Raw genomic sequence first — 16,599 nt, 5'->3', positions numbered from 1 at the left:
TCGATCTTACTATGCAGTCTTTGCCTTGCGGATGAAAGTTTGTGCAGCCCAATTTTTGCAATTGGTAGACTTCAAGCTGTAGGTTTCTTTAGCAACTTTTGAATTACAAGTTGCACAGCCAGCAGCATCAAACCCAAAGATGCAAAAGCAAAAACACCCGCGCCCAAAGCCACAATCCCCATGACTAAAGTTCGCACAGCCGCGCCAATATTAATCGCAGTCACATTGTCAGAATGAATGGGCGAATTGGCAAAAGTTTGGACGATCGACAAAGTTAGCGCGTACAAAGCCGCCGCAAACCCGCCCGCGATCAGCGAACCCATCACGCACCGCAAAATCGTCGGCGGCGTGGAAGATGCAGAGGTTGCATCTCCAGCCGAACTCAGAGGTTTAGAAGTAGAATTTGGATTAGTTAAATCAGTCATGGCGATTTTAGATTTTAGATTTTAGATTTTAGATTTCTGGTTAATTCACCAAAACTAAAATCGGTCTTGCATGACATATTATCAGTTCTTCGATCTCAATAGACTCTGCGAAAAGTTAGATTCATCTTGACCCTCGGCTGTTAGACAGGTTTAACGGCCGATCGCGATCGCACCCTCTTGAAGTTACACCCTCGAAATCGGCGGTTTCGTCTCGTTTCCCTCCGAAAAAATCTGAATTCCAGTATTGCTAAACTGCGCTACCCAAAAATCCAAATCTGGAGAAGCGATCGCATTTTTAACCCGTTCCATAACTTGCTGAGCCTGCTCTGAAGACTCGGCCAGCGCAAACACCGTCGGCCCGGAGCCCGACATCATCGTGCCCAAAACCCCCGCCGACTCAAAAGCCTGCCGCAACTGCAACACCTGCGGGTACACGGGCAAAGCAACTTTTTCTAAATCGTTGTGTAGCAATTGACCAATTTTCGATCGATCTTTTTGGGCGATCGCCCCCACCATCGGGCCCGAATGCAGCCGTTCCCGGCGGCACACCAAATCTTCCGCTGCACAATAGGAACTACTGAACTGCTGGCGATAAGTTTGATACGCCCATGCGGTAGAAATACTGAGGTTACGGTACTTGGCCAACACCACATAAAAGCCACCTAAATCAGGCAGCGGCGACAGTTTATCTCCGCGACCAGTTGCCAAAGCCGTACCTCCGGCAATGCAAAAAGGCACATCAGAACCCAAAGTTCCCCCCAACTCTTGCAACTCCGACTGAGTAAGTCCCAATTGCCACAGCAAATCCATCCCGACTAAAACCGCAGCCGCATTGGCCGAACCGCCGGCAAGCCCCGCCGCCACTGGAATCTGCTTGTGAATGGCAATCTCGACTCCGCCGTATTTCGCCAAAGCATCGGGGAATTGCTTCGCCAACAAATCCGCCGCCCGGTAGGCCAGGTTATTCTTATCAGGAGGGACTTGCGGGTGATCGCAGCGCACGCGAATCGTGTCCGTACCGATCGCGCGCAAGTCAATTCGATCGGCTAAATCTATGCTTTGAAGTACCATCGCCAGTTCGTGATATCCGTCGGGGCGATCGCCTATGATTTCCAAATACAGATTGATTTTTGCTGAAGCTAGCAGAGAATATGAACGCATAGGTGATTAAGCCGCAGGTGAAAGAAACCCCTGGTTGAAATTAATTGACACCAGTCAGAGTCCATTTTCTCACAACTCAAAGGAAATATTATGCAGGAAATGTGGAAAACTTTTTTTACTTCCGGGCCATTTATTCCTCACGGCCACTGCTATCTCTGGCATACCCCATTAGTCGGGCTTCACATTGCCTCAGATTCTATCATTGCACTCGCGTATTTTTCCATCCCCATTACATTGGTTTATTTTATTTCAAAACGCGAAGATTTGCCTTTTGATTGGATCTTTGCCCTGTTTGGAGCCTTTATCGTCGCCTGTGGCATCACTCACATATTTGAACTCTGGACACTTTGGTATCCTAACTATTGGCTTTCAGGAACAATGAAAGCAATTACTGCCCTTATTTCATTAGCTACAGCCATACTTTTGGTAGACTTAATGCCTCAAGCCCTAGCACTCCCCAGTCCCGCACAGTTAGAATCCGCCAACCGACTCCTAGAAGCTGAAATTGTCGAGCGCCAATTAGCAGAAGCTGCCCTAAAAAAAGCTAAAGAAGAATTAGAAATTCGCGTTGAGGAACGCACCGCAGAGTTAAAGTCTCAAACGCAACATCTAGAATTTGCCAATCGACTCCTAGCATCGGAAATTGTCGAGCGCCAATTAGCAGAAGCTGCCCTAAAAAAAGCTAAAGAAGAATTAGAAATTCGAGTTGAGGAACGCACCGCAGAGTTAAAATGTCAAACTCAACAGCTCGAACAAGCCTTGTCTGAATTGAAGCAAGCTCAATCCAACCTAATTCACAGCGAAAAAATGTCATCTTTAGGGCAATTGGTCGCTGGGGTTGCTCATGAAATCAACAATCCGATTAACTTTATTTACGGCAATATTACTCACACCCGCCAGTATGCCAATAGTTTGCTAGAACTGGTGAATCTCTATCAAGAGCAATATCCGAATCCCATACCCATAGTTCAAGAAAAAATCGAGTCTATAGATTTAGACTTTATCATCTCTGACCTGCCAAAAATATTAATTTCTATGATAAACGGCGCTGAGCGGATTTTTGGTATTGTCAAGTCGCTGCGAATTTTTTCTCGCCTTGACGAAGCAGAAATGAAATTAGCCGACATTCATGAAGGAATTGACAGCACACTGATGATTTTGCAAAGCAGATTGAATGCTAAGCCCGGTTTGGAGAATATTCAAGTTATCAAAGAATATGGCAATTTACCCCGAATAGAGTGCTACCCCGGACAGCTAAATCAAGTGTTTATGAATATCCTGGCTAATGCTATTGATGCTTTAGAAGATGACAGCCACAGCGAGTCGATTGCAGCCCATGAAACGAATCCCCGCCTCATCAAAATCTCTACCAAACTTTTAGAAAGTGAAGTCGTAGAAATCCGAATTAGCAACAACGGGCCAGAAATCACAGAATCCGTGAGGAACCAGTTATTTAATCCATTTTTTACCACTAAACCAGTAGGTAAAGGCACGGGATTAGGTTTATCAATTGGCTATCAAATTATCACAGTAAGACATCAAGGCGAATTGCAGTGTATTTCTGCACCGGGGAAAGGTGCAGAATTTATTATTAAAATTCCGATTAGCCTGCAATAAACCTTTAAGAATCCCCATAAAACCTCAATTCAACTGTTAGTAGTCAGACCAAATAGGGGTTTTTCGTAAATAGGAATTACGCCCGATTGTTGAGCAACCATTTTTTTTACGAAAAGACTCGTTGTACACAGCAGATTCGGTAAAAAACCCGGTTTATGGGCCCCGATGCGTAAGTCCTGATAAAAAAAGAATTCCCAAATACGCCACTTATTTAAGAAGTCGGGTATCTAACACAATCTTGAATTTTAAACATCTGAGAGCATATTATTACTCAAACTTACCCATTGATCCACGCTTAAATCTTCAGCGCGAGATTGAGGATTTATCTGTAACTCTTCCAGCAAGTGAACGAGTTTATCTAAGTCCACAGCCCCTTTCAAATTATTTCGCAGCATCTTGCGCTTGCTACCAAATCCCAACTTAACTAAATTCTCCAAATAGCGCGGATTAACCGCCGCAGTTTCTATCTCTCTGGGAAGCAGCCGCACCACGGCGGAATCGACTTTTGGCGGCGGAAAAAAGTCTTTAGACGGCACATCACAAATTAACTCGCATTCTGCTAAATACTGCACACGCACTGACAGCGCGCCAAAAGCTGTCGAACCCGGTTTAGCGTAAAGCCTTTGGGCCACTTCTTTCTGCACTAACAGCACGATCGCATCGAAGGGTTTAGCCGCAGGAACAGATATCGTTCCCAGCAGTTTTTGCAGAATGGGGCCGGTGATATTATAGGGAATATTGGCAACAACTTTATTGGGATTTTGGAATTTGGGAAAGGCTGTTAGTTCAGCCTCTAAGTCCATTTCCAAGATGTCGCCTTGCAGCAGTAAAAAATTGTCGGTTTTGCCGAGTTGTTTGGCTAGCTTGAGACACAAATCTCGATCGATCTCCACAGCAACAACAGACTCAGCCGCAGGCAGCAAGCGTCGAGTCAAAATCCCCGTGCCCGGCCCAATTTCTAGGACGCGATCGCGATCCAAAGAAGCCGCTTTCACAATCTTATCTAAGGCTTTCTCGCTTTTGAGCCAATGTTGAGCAAACTGTTTCCGGGGTCTGGTCGATCGCATTTTTTGAATTTTTGGAGAAATCTTAGCCTGTCATTCTATCACAGCTCAATATCTTTTCCTAACCTACGGTCATGTTTATTTTTGTTAACAGGGGTTGAACTAACCAAAAAACATGGGCACTATAAAAGGATAAACGATAAAAAATAAATTAATTTATTCCCAATTACCAACAGCACGACACGGAAGGCACGGATACACGGATAGCTGTTTTTCCAAATAACCAATAACAACTAACCAAGAACCAATTACCAATTCCCCAAAAATGAAATTCCAACGAGTATTTGGTACATTACCCAAAACCACAGCCAGCGCCCCCGGCCGAGTAAACCTGCTGGGCGAACACACAGACTACAACGATGGATTTGTACTTCCAACAGCGATTCCCCAGCGCACCACAGTACAAATCGGCTTCAGCAGCGACGATCGACACCATGTTTATTCAGCAGAATATGACGAACTCATAAATTTTTCAGACGACGATACCATACCGCAAAAATTCGTCAGTTATATCTGTGGCTGCCTCAGACTTGTAGAAAAAGAAGGATACAAAGTACCGCCAATAAATCTCTACATTACCTCGACTGTGCCGATCGGAGCCGGTTTGTCCAGCAGCGCCGCTTTAGAAATAGCAACCCTCAGAGGAGTGCGCGCGCTGCTGAACCTCCCCATAGACGACGTGCGGCTAGCTCAAATCGGACAGCAAGTCGAAATCCGATATGCCGGCTTGAACTGTGGCATCATGGATCAAATGGCGTCGAGTTTAGCAGACACCAACACCATGCTATTGATCGACACCCGCAGCCTCGAATGCCACCCGATACCTTTTCCCACAAACACAGAAATTTTAATAATTGACAGTGGCGAAAGCCACGAACTGGCAGCAGGAAGCGGCTACAATCAGCGACGCGCCGAGTGTGAGGAATCAGCGCGGATATTGGGAGTTAAAGCTCTCAGAGATATCGCCGATCCGCAAGCAGTGGAAGTATTGCCGGAACCCCTCAGAAGACGAGCGCGCCACGTGGTTACTGAAAACAACCGCGTACTCGAAGCGGTAAAATCATTGCCAGCAAAACGTTTTGGCGAGTTAATGAATGCTTCCCATGCCAGTCAGCGCGACGACTACGAAGTTTCGGTGCCGGCAGTAGACACGCTGGCGGCCATCTTGCAGTCAATTCCGGGAGTCTTCGGCGCAAGGCTGACGGGCGGAGGTTTTGGCGGTGCTTGCGTAGCCTTGGTGGAGAGTGGGAAAGCGGGTGCGATCGCATCCGAGGCGATCGATCGCTACCAGCGCGCGGGTTATAGCGGCCGCGTTTTGGTTCCAGAAGTTAAAGTTAATTCTTAACTCCAGAACTATCTCCCGACAGGGAAGGCCAGCGCACAGTGACGATCACCGAATCCTCCTCGGAAGACCAATAATGAGGCACTCCCGGCTGCCAGAGAGCATAATCTCCTTCGCGAGAAAGCAAGATTTCTTGCTCTGGAAATTGTAGGCGAAACCGCCCTTTTACCAGGATAGAAAGCGTGGTGGCTTCCGCATTTACCGCCCACTGAGTCCTACAATCTCCGGCGGGGTGAGCGCCCCATTTTACCTCTAAAACAGCAGTCGATCGCGGGTCATCTTCAGGCGTCATAAAATGACCGGCAAACCAACCGCCCCGACTTGCACCTTCAACGCCCGCATTTCCGAAAACCACTTGAGATGACATCAGCTAATCAGGTAAACAACAAATAGCTTGAGAGCACAAACTCTACGTTTTGTACTCAAGGACATCCCACTTGATCGCTCGTGCCGTAGGGACACTCCAACAGTCCATAGGTGTCAACTTAACGTACAACCGAGAGTCCGACAGGGGTTGAAACCCCTGCCTCAAAGCTAAAGTCGTCTGAAGACGACTAATGAGTTTTTCAGTTAGTCCGACAGGGGTTGAAACCCCTGCCTCAAAGCTAAAGTCGTCTGAAGACGACTAATGAGTTTTTTAGTCCTCTTTGAGAGGACTTTAGCTATGAGACAGGGAATTCATTCCCTGGCGGACTAAGGGGTGGGCGGGAGGACTGGTGGACAAAAAGCTTAAGTTGAACACCTATGGGCTTGGCCTAAGTCCCTACACTCGCCGTGTCGCTACAAGGGCTTACCACCAAAAGTGCGATACTTACTTGCGGCCCGAAGATTGACCTTCCGTAGTCGCTATTTCCCCAGCTTCCATCAACTGCTTAAAGCGACGTAAATCATTGGCAATTTGCTGTTCGGGAGCTTCGCCAAATAGTTTAGCAGCACCAGCACCAATTGCACCGCCGGGAGGGTTGTATTCGATGACAACTTTTACCTCAGTTCCGCGTCCTGCGGATGCCGGTTGAAAGCGCACAAAACCCGAATTGTCAACATCAGCTCCTTCCACAGATGCCCAAGCAATTAAGCGATTTTCTTCTTCGCGCACAATCTCTGCATCCCATTCCACACTATTGCCCATCGGCGCGCTGGCAATCCAGTGAGAACGTTTTTCATCGATGACCGTAACGTGTTTGAGATGCTTCATAAACCGAGGCAAATTTTCAAAATTGCGCCATAAACGGTACAATTCATCAGCCGGTTTGTCGATCGTCACCGTCTTTTCAACTTTAATGCTTTGATTCGGATCTGCAGCAGACTGCAAACCCTCCACAACCCCCAGACCGCGCGCCGCTAAACCGCCGCCCGCAACTGCCAGCAAAGCACCTCGCAAAGAACGCTGCGACAAACCAAAAAGCACCAGCGCCCCGCCACCAATTAAAGATGCCCAGCGTTCGGTATCGCCGCTGCTACTTTGGTTTTGTTTGTCGGAATTTGTCATTGAAGTAGATTCCATTGGTTTCAACCTGGTAAATTAATAGCGAAAAATAGCAGCTAAAGGCGCCTCGTCCGGCACTTTTTCCGGCGGCACCGCGTAAACAGTTCCGCCGTTGAGAATAGTTTGAATTGCTGCGGCATTCAACAAATCTTCGTCGCCCAGTTCTGCCTCGGGGTGGATTTGCACCGAGTTCGTCTCGGGATTAAAGCTACCCCACTGCTGAACGCCAAGAGCAACAAACAGTCGATCGACTCGTCCAAAATAAGCAGCCGAAACAGCTTCTTTCAAGTCAGCAGAAATTTTATCGCTTCCTGTCAGATCGTGGTATTGTGCGATCGCCTCTGACTGAGCCTGCAAAAACAAAGGTTCTACCAGCGGCAAAGCTTCGGCCCGCAATTCTTCCGGCTTGAGAAGTTTCTGATTGCCTGTAATTCCTTCTTCAAATAAATGCGGGTAGGTATTGGCTTCTCGGTAAAGCGGGAGCAAATATTCAACTCCAGCTAACACTAAAGGAGCTTTTTTATTACGCAAATATTCGTGCAGCGCCGCATCGATTATGTGGAAATACTGCAATATTTCCTGCTGGGGCTCATCTCGATCCGGACTTCCTTGGCCGTGAAAACTTCCCGGCTGCTGAAAAGAATTATTAGTGCCTCCTTTTGAAGTAGCAATCCGAAACTGACCATCTTTAGCTGTCGGGTCATATTGCAGAGCCTCCTCAAGGCTTTTCGGCAAGTTTTCAACTTCAACTTCCCGAGCACTGTAAGCCGTACACTCAATCAGCCTCACTTCCTTTTTACTGAGAGCTAAAACATAAAAGAAATTATCTCCTGTCAGCAGAGGCATCAGCGGTTTGACGTGAAAATTGTCGCTTACAACCACTAATTCGTCAAAATTCACCGGACAGGTATAGTAGCGAAAAAATCCAGAACCGACAAAAATCGCCAGCAGGTTGCTTTGATTTTCCCAAAAGTTTTCCTGGTCAATTTCGGCTCGGACTGGCTCTAGCAATTGGGCAGCTTCTTTTTTGTCAAATCCGTACTCTACTATTTTGTCTTCAGCCTCTCTGATTAAATTTTTGAACCGAATCGGATTTTGTTGAATTTCTGTTCCTTGAGCGACTGGCATATAAATAGAGACGCACAATCCAGGAGATTGTTGTACCAGCGCTTTGAGTTCCTCTACAGATATTAAGTTCACCGCTGAAACTCCTTTGCTAAGGGGTTTTGTAATAAAAACAACCGATTCTTTAAAATGTATCTCTCCTGACATGGCCCCTGCGTCTGCCTAAAGTAATGATCGCCTGCTGTAGAGCCTTTCATCCCCGAACTAAAACGGGGTTTGCAGCCGCTGTTCCAATCGAAGTGCTTATGACCTAAGATAGACGCGCCTAAGTCGGGCATTACTTTACCATAATTTAATTTATTCGGCTTCAAATACTCGTTATATATAATAATGAAAACAAAAATTTTTCTGGGGTTGCTCTGGGCAACATTTATTGCCTACACCTTACTGCTAGCTCCTCTAGATCCGCCCGGAACGCTAACAGTTATGGAAAAAATGCTCAAATTCCAGCTAGAAGGAATCAACCCCTACCTTGTCACTATATTCGCTCTCATGGGAGTGTGGCCGATGGTCTACGCTTGCCTCCTATTCATTGATGAGAGAACCCAAAATATATCCGCGCTTGCCTGCTTTCCTCGCTTCCAACGGCGCCGGCATCATCGGCTTAATTCCCTACTTACTCCTCCGCCAGCCCCAGCAAGAATTTTCCGGCCGCAAAGATATGTTAATCAAAATATCAGACTCCCGCTGGACAGGCATTGTACTTTTACTAACTACTATCTGGCTGTTAGCTTGGGCTTGGTTAAATGGAGATTGGGGAGATTTTGTCAAGCAGTGGCAGTCAATTCCTTTTGTGCATTTAATAACTTGGGATTGTTGCTTGATGGCTGTAATATTTCCCTCACTTCTGGGAGACGACATGGCACGCCGCGGACTCGCGGACGATCGCATTTTTTGGGCAGTGTCTCTAGTTCCGCTGTTAGGGCCGCTAACTTATCTTTGTCTACGCCCCCCCTCTGCCAGAATCTGCAACTGAAATCGCCACTTTCCCACTCACAGCCCGAAATTGAAACATTGAAAAATTTGGTAGTGTTCAAGATGTAATGAATATTCAAGGCCGGGCGGGATTAACAAACGCTCAAAAAGCGACATTGAGAGGGTTAGGGGCGATCGCGTAGTCTGGGTGTACCGTAGAGAAAGATTTTAATTGTCCTGAAAATCTCGATCGACACTGATGAGGTCACTCTATGGAGCCAAATGATACATCGGCCCGCTACGACAGAATTGCCCAATGGTGGCAAACTCAGCATCAAGATTCAACCTACGGGATTGCCCAATTAGAACGGGCGATCAAATTTACTTCTAAACAGCACGCAGCACTTGATGTCGGGTGTGGAAGCAGCGGGCGTTTTATCAAGAGCTTATCCAAGCATGGATTTCAGCCTGAAGGACTTGATATTTCTAGCGAAATGATCGATTTAGCCCAGCGGCTACATCCAGAAATCACGTTTTACCGGGAAGACATTTGTGATTGGCTGCCGCCGAAACTTTACAGCCTGATTGCAGCGTGGGATAGCACGTTTCATCTGCCAATCAACAAGCAAGCGCCTGTGATACAAAAGCTATGCGATGCGCTTGAACCTAATGGAGTGATCCTGTTCACTTGTGGCGGCGGACATACAAGCAGCGAGGTTTCGGGAGCATTTCAAGGTCAAGATTTTGATTACAGCACTTTGGGCGTAGATACTTTTCTGCAAATTTTGGTTGAGCATCATTGCACCTGTCGCCATCTCGAATATGACCAGTATCCTGAAAATCATGTTTATATAATTGCCCAAAAGACCTAATTTATCATCGGCACGATTAAGCTGTGGGATGTCGCAACTGGTGGCTGTGTTAGGACGTTGATGGGCGATCGACTTTATGAAGGTATGAATATTCAAGGGGCAACGGGATTGACGAATGCTCAGAAATCGACATTGAAAGCGTTAGGGGCGTTGGTGTAACGTGTGTCGAGATTAGGGCGATCGCCATTTAGATCGCCGCTGCGATCGGATATTCAATTACGAATCATTCTGAGGTGGATGTAGAGCGATAGAATGCAGGACTCCTCGAAGATTGACTACTCCTTCTCGGTTGAGTTGCAGCCGATCGATGGTAGCGCGTCCAGTCGGTGTTAAACCCAACATTTGAGTCGAATCGCTGCTCCAAGTAAAGTGTTCGCTCCAGTTATCCCGTCGAGGATGATAAAGTGGGACGGAGCCACCTGTAACGGGGTCGATCGCCTCACTATGACTGTATTTGAAATTGTTGCACCCTTGACAAGCGATCGCCAGATTATCCAAATCACTGGTGCCACCTTTGGAGCGAGGGATAATGTGTTCAATGGAGAAGGGGTCTGGAGAGAATTTAGCTTGACTGAGACAATACTCGCAGCAACCATTGGCGCGTTGTTTAATGAATTGTCGTTGCTGCTGGGTGAGGCGGGATTCAGGCATAATCAACGATCTCGGGATGAGGATTGATGCCGAGGGTTTGCATGAGCTCCGTCAGAGGTTGGTTGCGGAAGGTTGCGAGTTGAATTAAGGCTTGAATGCGGGCAACATTGAGTTGTTCAAGGCGATCACTCATTTGGATCAGTTGCTTGTGTTCTTCGGGAGTCAGGGTTTCGGCATGACGCTTGGCGATGAGGGCATGGTATTCTTCCCAGGTTTGTGCACTAAAGCCGATGTTAATTTGTTGCAGCAAGTCGGCTTCTGTAGGTTGGGTGGTTGGAAGTCTAGGCTGGAGGCGTTCTTGCAGGGCGTTGAGGATGTAGCGATCGGGTTCAACGCCTTGTCGAGACGCTTCAGTGCGGATCTGGTGTTCGAGTTCGGGAGAGAGGTTGAGGGTGATGGTGGTCATGGTTATCTTGGCAGCAACATCTATTCATCATTTTAGCGATCGGGCTTTCACCTTATCTCGAACTTCATCGCCTGGGACTTCTCGATTTTACTGCCCGCGTCCTGGTTTGCAATCTACGAAAGCTAATGCTTCTGTGTCGAGAAAACTGGCGATCGAAATGGCGATCGGATATTCAATTTTCGCAGGACGCGCAATTAGAGCAGCTTTAATTCGTTCTGGCAAACGTCCCAAAATAACTTCGGCATCAGGAGAAAGTTGTTCTTGAAGTTTAGCTTGCATGACATTCACCTTTGGGTTGGAATTTGATAGATACATTCAAGCCACTACCCAACTCAGATTTAGCGGTCTAACGTTGCCAATCACCCGCCGCAAATTACCTCAGACTGCCACCGACAGGATCTCGACGGTCGGGTGCATTGGCGTTGTTCGAGTGCGCGCATCTCTTGCCGTATTTTGATGCTACCGCAAAAAAGCGCGTAACTTTTCAAGTTCATCACCCTGTAAACACTTAGCAAAAGAACGGTGGATCCGAGCATTTGGATGGGGGAGAAAAGCAAAAAATCTTTCACGATTCCCTATCTCAACGAACTCGGATATTGAATTTGCTGTAGAGATATTGAATTGGCTTTGAATCACTTGCTTTGCGCGTGCCCCCAGTACCACTATCACTTTTGCTCTTGCTAGTTCTAAAACTCTCAACAAGTAGGCTTCCACACATTGCTCCTGTGATTCTTCTACACCAGTTTCGGCACGAGACTTACAATGCACTATCTCGGTAAGCGCATAATCAATGCCTGGACTAACGTTCCGTTGAAGTAGCTCAATCGCACGTTGTCTAACCGCTGCCCAAAATCGAGTAGAGCGACTATATTTCCCGTCTTTTAGCAAGGATTTTGTACCATCAACGATCCAGTGCTTACGTCCTCCTCCAAAACGGTAATTGAAATAATCGTGTACTTCGCTACATGACCAATCCCAAGTTGGGTAATCTTCATCAGAGCCAATTGATGGATTTGAACTCAGGAAGAGAATGGGTGCTTGCTCTATCTGTCCACTCCAAGGTTCAGGCACTTGAAATTTTTCTAACCCAATTGCATTTTGAGAGTCAACAATTTTACGACATGGATTTTCAACAGAAAGATCTTCTTGACACTCTCGTGCATGGGGACAATGAACAATTTCACTTAGCAGAGTTTTTTCAGACATTCCCGAAATATATAAACTGATTACGAGTTTACGAAAATCTAGCAGTCGAACTTATAATTGTATCGCAGTTGCGGTACAATACCCAATAGAAGAGAAAAATACCGCCGATCGATCGCTGATGTATGTCACCAAAAGTGGCACTAATTCACATAGCAATTGCTGCCGTTCGATGAAAATTCAACCAAATTGTCATGCGGCTAAAACAGGACGATCGAGCTTGCGGACTGCATACAGAAGCGTAGCTTTAATATAGTCAATTTCCAAGTCGGGAAATTCTTCGATAAACTTAAAAATTTGCTCACCCGCAGCCAGCAACTCTAGGATATCGATGACTCGAATCCGCATTCCCCGGATGCAGGGACGACCGCCACATTGTCTTGGGTTCACTGTGATTCTGTCAAACAGATAAGCAACGGATGCTGGCATTGCTTAAAATTGTTTAAAATCTTTGTCTTTAGCTTACTTCATTTATCGCCCGAAACTCACGCCGCGATCTAATTCTGCGATCGCTATGCTGTAATAGAGATCAGTCCCTTCAAACTTCCATAGTTTATGACCGCAGCAGTATCTATTGACATTGGTACGCTCATTACACGCACTCCCGGACTGCATGGTGGATGTCCCCACATCGTCGGTAAGGGCGTTACCGTTCGCCGAATTGTAACCTGGTACAAGCGAGGATTGACTGCTGAAGAGATTTGCGATCGCATCGGACATCTCACCCTCGCCGAAGTCTACGCTGCATTAACTTACTATCATGCCAACACCCAAGAAATTGAAACTGATTTGATTAATCAAGCAGCAGAAGCCAAGCGTCTTGAAGCTTTGTACAGCAACTTTGGTAAAGAAGCATGAGTGAGATTAGGCTTTACCTAGATGAAGACTCCCAGGATCAGTCCCTACTACGGGCATTACGGGCACGTCAAGTCGATGTAACCACAGTCAACGAAACTCAAACAGAAGGATTAATCGACGAAGAACAACTTCGGCTAGCTGCCAGTCAAAACAGAGTTTTGTACAGTCACAATATTGGAGACTTCTGTCAGTTACATACTGAGTTCCTTGGCAGAGAGGAATCTCATGCTGGCATTGCGCTGAGATCACAAGACTATTCCGTGGGCGAGCAAGTTAGAGTCATTATGGAACTAACTGCTAATAAGACAGCAGAGGAAATGGTGAACCAGTTAGAGTTTTGGGGTAAATACTTGAAAAATAGCTAAATACCGAGAGCCCCGACTTCTTCAAGAAGCCGGGGCTCTAAAAGCAGACTACATCACAACTGCACTAATCAAAGTTTGCACATTTTGTACAAGAGCAGTAGTAAAATTATGAGTCGCAGGCAAACTGTCAACCACTATTCCGGCACACAATAGCATCAGATACAGAATAGAGTATTTGAAGAGCGATCGCGCAACAATCTTATCCTCTGGAGTCTGCAACAGCAACCAAGCTTTTTGGGCAAAAATAGCACCCAGGAAAATAGCTGTTCCCGCATACAACGCGCCCGCTAAATGCAGGGGATAAACTAGCAGCAAAGTTGCAGGAATCATCAATAGCGTGTAAATCCAAATTTGGCGGGCTGTCTCTTCGTCGCCCTCAATTACAGGTAACATCGGGACGCCTACTTCTTTGTATTCATCGCGAATCATCATTGCTAATGCCCAAAAATGCGGCGGTGTCCACAGGAATATAATCCCAAACAGCAGCCACGCACCCCAACTCAAATCTCCCGTAACCGCAGCCCACCCAACTAGCGGGGGAATCGCCCCTGCTGCACCGCCGATGACGATGTTTTGCACGCTGTGACGCTTCAGCCAGTGGGTGTAAATTAGGACATAGAAAACGATGCCTGACATCGCTAGCAATGCGGCTAATAAGTTGGCAACAACTGTGAGCAATGTAAAGGATATTGTAGCTAGGGCGATCGCAAATATCAAAGCATCCCGCTTCTTGACACGCCCGGAAGGAATCGGTCGCCACCGGGTGCGCTCCATAATATAATCGATGTCACTGTCGTAGACACAATTAATCGTATTCGCCGACGCAGAAGCTAAAGCACCTCCGGTAATAGTGGATACCAGCAATAGCGGATCGACTTCTCCTTTGGCGGCCATCCACATTCCTGCTGAGGTTGTTATTAGCAGTAGTAAAATAATTCTGGGTTTTGTTAGTTGATAGTAACTTTTCACCACTTGCGAAAAGTTTTCGTGGAGGCGGGGGCTGTCGTTGGTAAGGATTTCTTGCATCGGTTGTAAGCTGTTAGTAATTATTTGCGAATTCGTCATTAGTCATTAGGTTGGAGTGGCGGGTTTTACGAGATATATTTGGTGTAGCTACAAGGATTCATAAACCCGCCGCCTCTTACTTTAGTCTGATCTCTCAAGCTGATAAAACTCGATCGCGCCAAGCTAAAACACTAAAAGCTATCAGGGTTCCCAGCAAAGCAGCACCGACTGCTTGGTGGGCGACTGTCAGCGGTTCTACCTGAAGGTGCAGCCGGAAAGTTGCTAATCCCAGAACTAATTGAGCAATGAGGCAAACACTCGCCCAATTAGCCAGTTTTCGCAAATTGGGACTCAGTGCAGGCTGCCGCCAAGCCATCACTGCTACTGCTAAAGTCGCTGCTGTAGCTGGTACGATACCGGCGATGTGGCTGTTCATTACCGAGCACAATTCTGAGGAGTCCAAACATTGGTGCAGTGCCCATCTAGAGCCTACTAATGCTCCTAGCAAACTTTGCAGGTAAACTAACAATACTGCGATCGAACTTACCCAAGCTAATTTGCCGACATTTCCTGTAGCTTCGTAGGGAGTCAGCATGAAACCGATGACTAGCAGGGCGCCAAAAAATAGTAAAGCTGTTCCCAAGTGAGCGGTAACGATGTCAAATCTCAGCAGTTGTGTTACTGTCAAGCCGCCCAATACGCCCTGAAAAACGATTAGAAATACTGCCCCAGCGCTCGCCCAAGGCAGCCATTTTGGCAGGCGGCTGCGGTAAAACAAAGATAGTCCTAAAAGTGCGATCGCACTCAAGCCAATTGCCGCTGCGTCCAACCGGTGAAACCACTCCAGAAATACCTGCAAATTCATTTGCGCTGCGGGTATTAATTGACCGTAGCACAGCGGCCAGTCGGGGCAAGCGAGCCCCGCATTCATGACTCGCGTGGCGCTGCCTACGGCCATTAACAGCCAGGTTGCGATCGCAATTTTCCACACTAGACCGCGGATAATATCTTTTGGCTGCCACTGCACTCCTGCTGCTGCGTTTGGCTGATTTAAAACTGAGTTTGCCATGAACTTTACCTTAGCCTTTGTTATCGATCGAACTTAATGAAATAGCGAGCTTTTACTTTTGCTGAGCTTAGCGGAGCTTAACACTCTTTTTCTGTGACAAACCGTCATATATACTACCTTAGCGACATCGCAATCCAATTAGTTTGTCTTTAGATATTTTTCAACTTTCCTCTTTACATTACAAAGTATTGCAGCTATTTTTATAAATTTCAACAAACTTTAATTATTTTACCGAACCCTTTGCTGTTACAGCCTCCCTCCCTGTCCCCCTCGCGGAGAAAAATAAAGATATGATTAAGAAAAGCTTTTTTTCAAATGTTTATGATATATAGCCAACTTTAACGTAAAAATTTTTAACTAAATACAGGACTGAAGAGTTACCCCCTAAGTGTTTTTCAAGGTAGTTCTCAGGTTTACTCACGTCAGAGTGTATAATTCAGTTCCAACACTCAGCGTTTTATCTAATCCACCAGTTATCATTTCTTGCCTGCATAACTACATTTGGAATGGAGGAAGTGGCGCTCTTGCAGGGTAGGGTTCACTAATCTTTGAAGCGGTAACTTATACAAATTCCTGCACTTTTCTGGTGGAACCACCTTGAAAGCATTCAGACTAAAGAGTGCGATCGCCCGGATTTGACTATGCCAATGTTACTGAATTATATCAGATCCGGGCGATCGCATATAATAAGGGAATAGTGACTACTGGATTTTAGGCTTGCAGGATGCCTCAGCTCCGAAAGCATCAATTGATAGATCCAATCACTCTATCTGACGCACCCTACATCAATTCGGGATCGCCAAGTTAAAATCACTTTTTCTCCTTGGTCAATGTTTTTGACTCCCTCCTAATAACTAATGACTAATGACTTCGTTATTTCAAAAATCTAAAAAGGTAAAATTATGTCCCAAAAAAACGAAACCGCTGTTCTGGTATTATCGCTCCTAATTACGATCGGGCTAGTACAGCTCGGCGTAAGTAGACAGACTATATTTGTGGTAGAATAACATAGTTAGTTTAGACCAGTTTCGGTAG

Annotated in this window: 19 protein-coding genes; 6 read left to right on the top strand and 13 right to left on the bottom strand. The window is 46.3% G+C overall.

What is annotated here, in order from left to right:
• Positions 1–71: 71 nt before the first annotated feature.
• Together QUA90_RS21350 and ispE are read right to left on the bottom strand one after the other, a co-directional pair.
• Positions 72–425: a DUF3082 domain-containing protein gene (locus QUA90_RS21350; RefSeq protein WP_333039267.1), complete on the bottom strand. Its 354-nt coding sequence runs from the start codon at positions 423–425 to the stop codon at positions 72–74.
• A gap of 183 nt (positions 426–608) precedes the next feature.
• Positions 609–1,586 carry a 4-(cytidine 5'-diphospho)-2-C-methyl-D-erythritol kinase gene (gene ispE / locus QUA90_RS21345; protein ID WP_333447598.1) on the bottom strand — a complete coding sequence of 326 codons (978 nt, stop codon included), beginning with the start codon at positions 1,584–1,586 and terminating at the stop codon, positions 609–611.
• A 90-nt stretch (positions 1,587–1,676) separates the two neighbouring features.
• Between ispE and QUA90_RS21340 the strand changes: the two genes are divergently transcribed.
• Positions 1,677–3,203, top strand: coding sequence for an ATP-binding protein (locus QUA90_RS21340; protein WP_333326665.1), 1,527 nt, complete (start codon positions 1,677–1,679; stop codon positions 3,201–3,203).
• Positions 3,204–3,448: 245 nt separating this feature from the next.
• Here the strand turns inward: QUA90_RS21340 and rsmA are convergent, their stop codons facing one another.
• Entirely contained in the window at positions 3,449–4,270 is an 822-nt protein-coding gene (gene rsmA, locus QUA90_RS21335; RefSeq protein ID WP_333386304.1) for a 16S rRNA (adenine(1518)-N(6)/adenine(1519)-N(6))-dimethyltransferase RsmA, read from the bottom strand.
• A 262-nt stretch (positions 4,271–4,532) separates the two neighbouring features.
• Between rsmA and galK the strand changes: the two genes are divergently transcribed.
• Positions 4,533–5,612, top strand: a complete 1,080-nt coding sequence (galK, locus tag QUA90_RS21330; protein WP_333447596.1) for a galactokinase — start codon at positions 4,533–4,535, stop codon at positions 5,610–5,612.
• Here the strand turns inward: galK and QUA90_RS21325 are convergent.
• The 3 genes from QUA90_RS21325 to QUA90_RS21315 form a co-directional block, all read right to left on the bottom strand.
• The gene (locus QUA90_RS21325) at positions 5,602–5,976 is read right to left on the bottom strand and encodes a signal peptidase I (RefSeq protein ID WP_333447594.1); all 375 of its coding nucleotides are present in this window, start codon (positions 5,974–5,976) and stop codon (positions 5,602–5,604) included. The genes galK and QUA90_RS21325 overlap by 11 nt on opposite strands.
• Positions 5,977–6,420: 444 nt before the next feature.
• Positions 6,421–7,113, bottom strand: coding sequence for an SRPBCC family protein (locus QUA90_RS21320; protein WP_333447592.1), 693 nt, complete (start codon positions 7,111–7,113; stop codon positions 6,421–6,423).
• An 18-nt stretch (positions 7,114–7,131) separates the two neighbouring features.
• Positions 7,132–8,295, bottom strand: a complete 1,164-nt coding sequence (locus QUA90_RS21315; protein ID WP_333447590.1) for a baeRF3 domain-containing protein — start codon at positions 8,293–8,295, stop codon at positions 7,132–7,134.
• 460 nt (positions 8,296–8,755) lie between these two features.
• Between QUA90_RS21315 and QUA90_RS21310 the strand changes: the two genes are divergently transcribed.
• Together QUA90_RS21310 and QUA90_RS21305 are read left to right on the top strand one after the other, a co-directional pair.
• Positions 8,756–9,196 carry a hypothetical protein gene (locus QUA90_RS21310; RefSeq protein WP_333386293.1) on the top strand — a complete coding sequence of 147 codons (441 nt, stop codon included), beginning with the start codon at positions 8,756–8,758 and terminating at the stop codon, positions 9,194–9,196.
• A 211-nt stretch (positions 9,197–9,407) separates the two neighbouring features.
• Positions 9,408–10,007, top strand: a complete 600-nt coding sequence (locus tag QUA90_RS21305; RefSeq protein ID WP_333447588.1) for a class I SAM-dependent methyltransferase — start codon at positions 9,408–9,410, stop codon at positions 10,005–10,007.
• A 216-nt stretch (positions 10,008–10,223) separates the two neighbouring features.
• On the opposite strand, the gene QUA90_RS21300 is transcribed toward QUA90_RS21305, so the two are convergent.
• From QUA90_RS21300 to QUA90_RS21280, 5 genes are all read right to left on the bottom strand, one after another.
• Positions 10,224–10,658, bottom strand: coding sequence for an HNH endonuclease (locus QUA90_RS21300; RefSeq protein ID WP_333447586.1), 435 nt, complete (start codon positions 10,656–10,658; stop codon positions 10,224–10,226).
• Positions 10,651–11,064, bottom strand: coding sequence for a hypothetical protein (locus QUA90_RS21295; RefSeq protein WP_333245659.1), 414 nt, complete (start codon positions 11,062–11,064; stop codon positions 10,651–10,653). Before QUA90_RS21295 ends, QUA90_RS21300 begins: the two co-directional genes overlap by 8 nt.
• Before the next feature lie 87 nt (positions 11,065–11,151).
• Positions 11,152–11,343, bottom strand: coding sequence for a hypothetical protein (locus QUA90_RS21290; protein WP_333326687.1), 192 nt, complete (start codon positions 11,341–11,343; stop codon positions 11,152–11,154).
• 180 nt (positions 11,344–11,523) lie between these two features.
• A complete protein-coding gene (locus tag QUA90_RS21285) occupies positions 11,524–12,270 on the bottom strand; it encodes a uracil-DNA glycosylase family protein (protein ID WP_333447584.1) in 747 nt (248 codons plus the stop codon).
• A 189-nt stretch (positions 12,271–12,459) separates the two neighbouring features.
• On the bottom strand, positions 12,460–12,696 hold the full coding sequence (locus QUA90_RS21280; RefSeq protein ID WP_333297618.1) for a DUF433 domain-containing protein: 237 nt from the start codon (positions 12,694–12,696) through the stop codon (positions 12,460–12,462).
• A gap of 126 nt (positions 12,697–12,822) precedes the next feature.
• Here QUA90_RS21280 and QUA90_RS21275 point away from each other — a divergent pair, with 126 nt between their 5' ends.
• Together QUA90_RS21275 and QUA90_RS21270 are read left to right on the top strand one after the other, a co-directional pair.
• Complete coding sequence (locus QUA90_RS21275; protein WP_333447582.1) at positions 12,823–13,125, top strand: DUF433 domain-containing protein; 303 nt, start codon at positions 12,823–12,825, stop codon at positions 13,123–13,125.
• Positions 13,122–13,490: a DUF5615 family PIN-like protein gene (locus QUA90_RS21270; RefSeq protein ID WP_333447580.1), complete on the top strand. Its 369-nt coding sequence runs from the start codon at positions 13,122–13,124 to the stop codon at positions 13,488–13,490. Before QUA90_RS21275 ends, QUA90_RS21270 begins: the two co-directional genes overlap by 4 nt.
• Positions 13,491–13,538: 48 nt before the next feature.
• Here QUA90_RS21270 and QUA90_RS21265 read toward each other — a convergent pair whose 3' ends face one another.
• Together QUA90_RS21265 and QUA90_RS21260 are read right to left on the bottom strand one after the other, a co-directional pair.
• Positions 13,539–14,516 (bottom strand): heme o synthase, encoded by a 978-nt coding sequence (locus QUA90_RS21265; protein ID WP_333447648.1) that lies wholly within the window; start codon positions 14,514–14,516, stop codon positions 13,539–13,541.
• A gap of 133 nt (positions 14,517–14,649) precedes the next feature.
• Positions 14,650–15,564 carry a COX15/CtaA family protein gene (locus tag QUA90_RS21260; protein ID WP_006634563.1) on the bottom strand — a complete coding sequence of 305 codons (915 nt, stop codon included), beginning with the start codon at positions 15,562–15,564 and terminating at the stop codon, positions 14,650–14,652.
• Positions 15,565–16,599 lie beyond the last annotated feature (1,035 nt).

It is taken from the genome of Microcoleus sp. D3_18_C4 (assembly GCF_036702355.1).
Classification (GTDB): Bacteria; Cyanobacteriota; Cyanobacteriia; order Cyanobacteriales; family Microcoleaceae; genus Microcoleus.
This window is presented reverse-complemented; position numbering and strand designations above follow the sequence as displayed.

Coding starts and splice junctions, on each gene's coding strand:
- QUA90_RS21270 (WP_333447580.1), top strand. CDS start 13,122: ATGAGTGAGATTAGGCTTTACCTAGATGAAGACTCCCAGGATCAGTCC.
- QUA90_RS21310 (WP_333386293.1), top strand. CDS start 8,756: ATGAGAGAACCCAAAATATATCCGCGCTTGCCTGCTTTCCTCGCTTCC.
- QUA90_RS21300 (WP_333447586.1), bottom strand. CDS start 10,658: ATGCCTGAATCCCGCCTCACCCAGCAGCAACGACAATTCATTAAACAA.
- QUA90_RS21265 (WP_333447648.1), bottom strand. CDS start 14,516: ATGCAAGAAATCCTTACCAACGACAGCCCCCGCCTCCACGAAAACTTT.
- galK (WP_333447596.1), top strand. CDS start 4,533: ATGAAATTCCAACGAGTATTTGGTACATTACCCAAAACCACAGCCAGC.
- QUA90_RS21290 (WP_333326687.1), bottom strand. CDS start 11,343: ATGCAAGCTAAACTTCAAGAACAACTTTCTCCTGATGCCGAAGTTATT.
- QUA90_RS21320 (WP_333447592.1), bottom strand. CDS start 7,113: ATGGAATCTACTTCAATGACAAATTCCGACAAACAAAACCAAAGTAGC.
- QUA90_RS21340 (WP_333326665.1), top strand. CDS start 1,677: ATGCAGGAAATGTGGAAAACTTTTTTTACTTCCGGGCCATTTATTCCT.
- QUA90_RS21305 (WP_333447588.1), top strand. CDS start 9,408: ATGGAGCCAAATGATACATCGGCCCGCTACGACAGAATTGCCCAATGG.
- QUA90_RS21285 (WP_333447584.1), bottom strand. CDS start 12,270: ATGTCTGAAAAAACTCTGCTAAGTGAAATTGTTCATTGTCCCCATGCA.
- QUA90_RS21275 (WP_333447582.1), top strand. CDS start 12,823: ATGACCGCAGCAGTATCTATTGACATTGGTACGCTCATTACACGCACT.
- QUA90_RS21350 (WP_333039267.1), bottom strand. CDS start 425: ATGACTGATTTAACTAATCCAAATTCTACTTCTAAACCTCTGAGTTCG.
- QUA90_RS21280 (WP_333297618.1), bottom strand. CDS start 12,696: ATGCCAGCATCCGTTGCTTATCTGTTTGACAGAATCACAGTGAACCCA.
- QUA90_RS21260 (WP_006634563.1), bottom strand. CDS start 15,564: ATGGCAAACTCAGTTTTAAATCAGCCAAACGCAGCAGCAGGAGTGCAG.
- rsmA (WP_333386304.1), bottom strand. CDS start 4,270: ATGCGATCGACCAGACCCCGGAAACAGTTTGCTCAACATTGGCTCAAA.
- QUA90_RS21325 (WP_333447594.1), bottom strand. CDS start 5,976: ATGTCATCTCAAGTGGTTTTCGGAAATGCGGGCGTTGAAGGTGCAAGT.
- ispE (WP_333447598.1), bottom strand. CDS start 1,586: ATGCGTTCATATTCTCTGCTAGCTTCAGCAAAAATCAATCTGTATTTG.
- QUA90_RS21295 (WP_333245659.1), bottom strand. CDS start 11,064: ATGACCACCATCACCCTCAACCTCTCTCCCGAACTCGAACACCAGATC.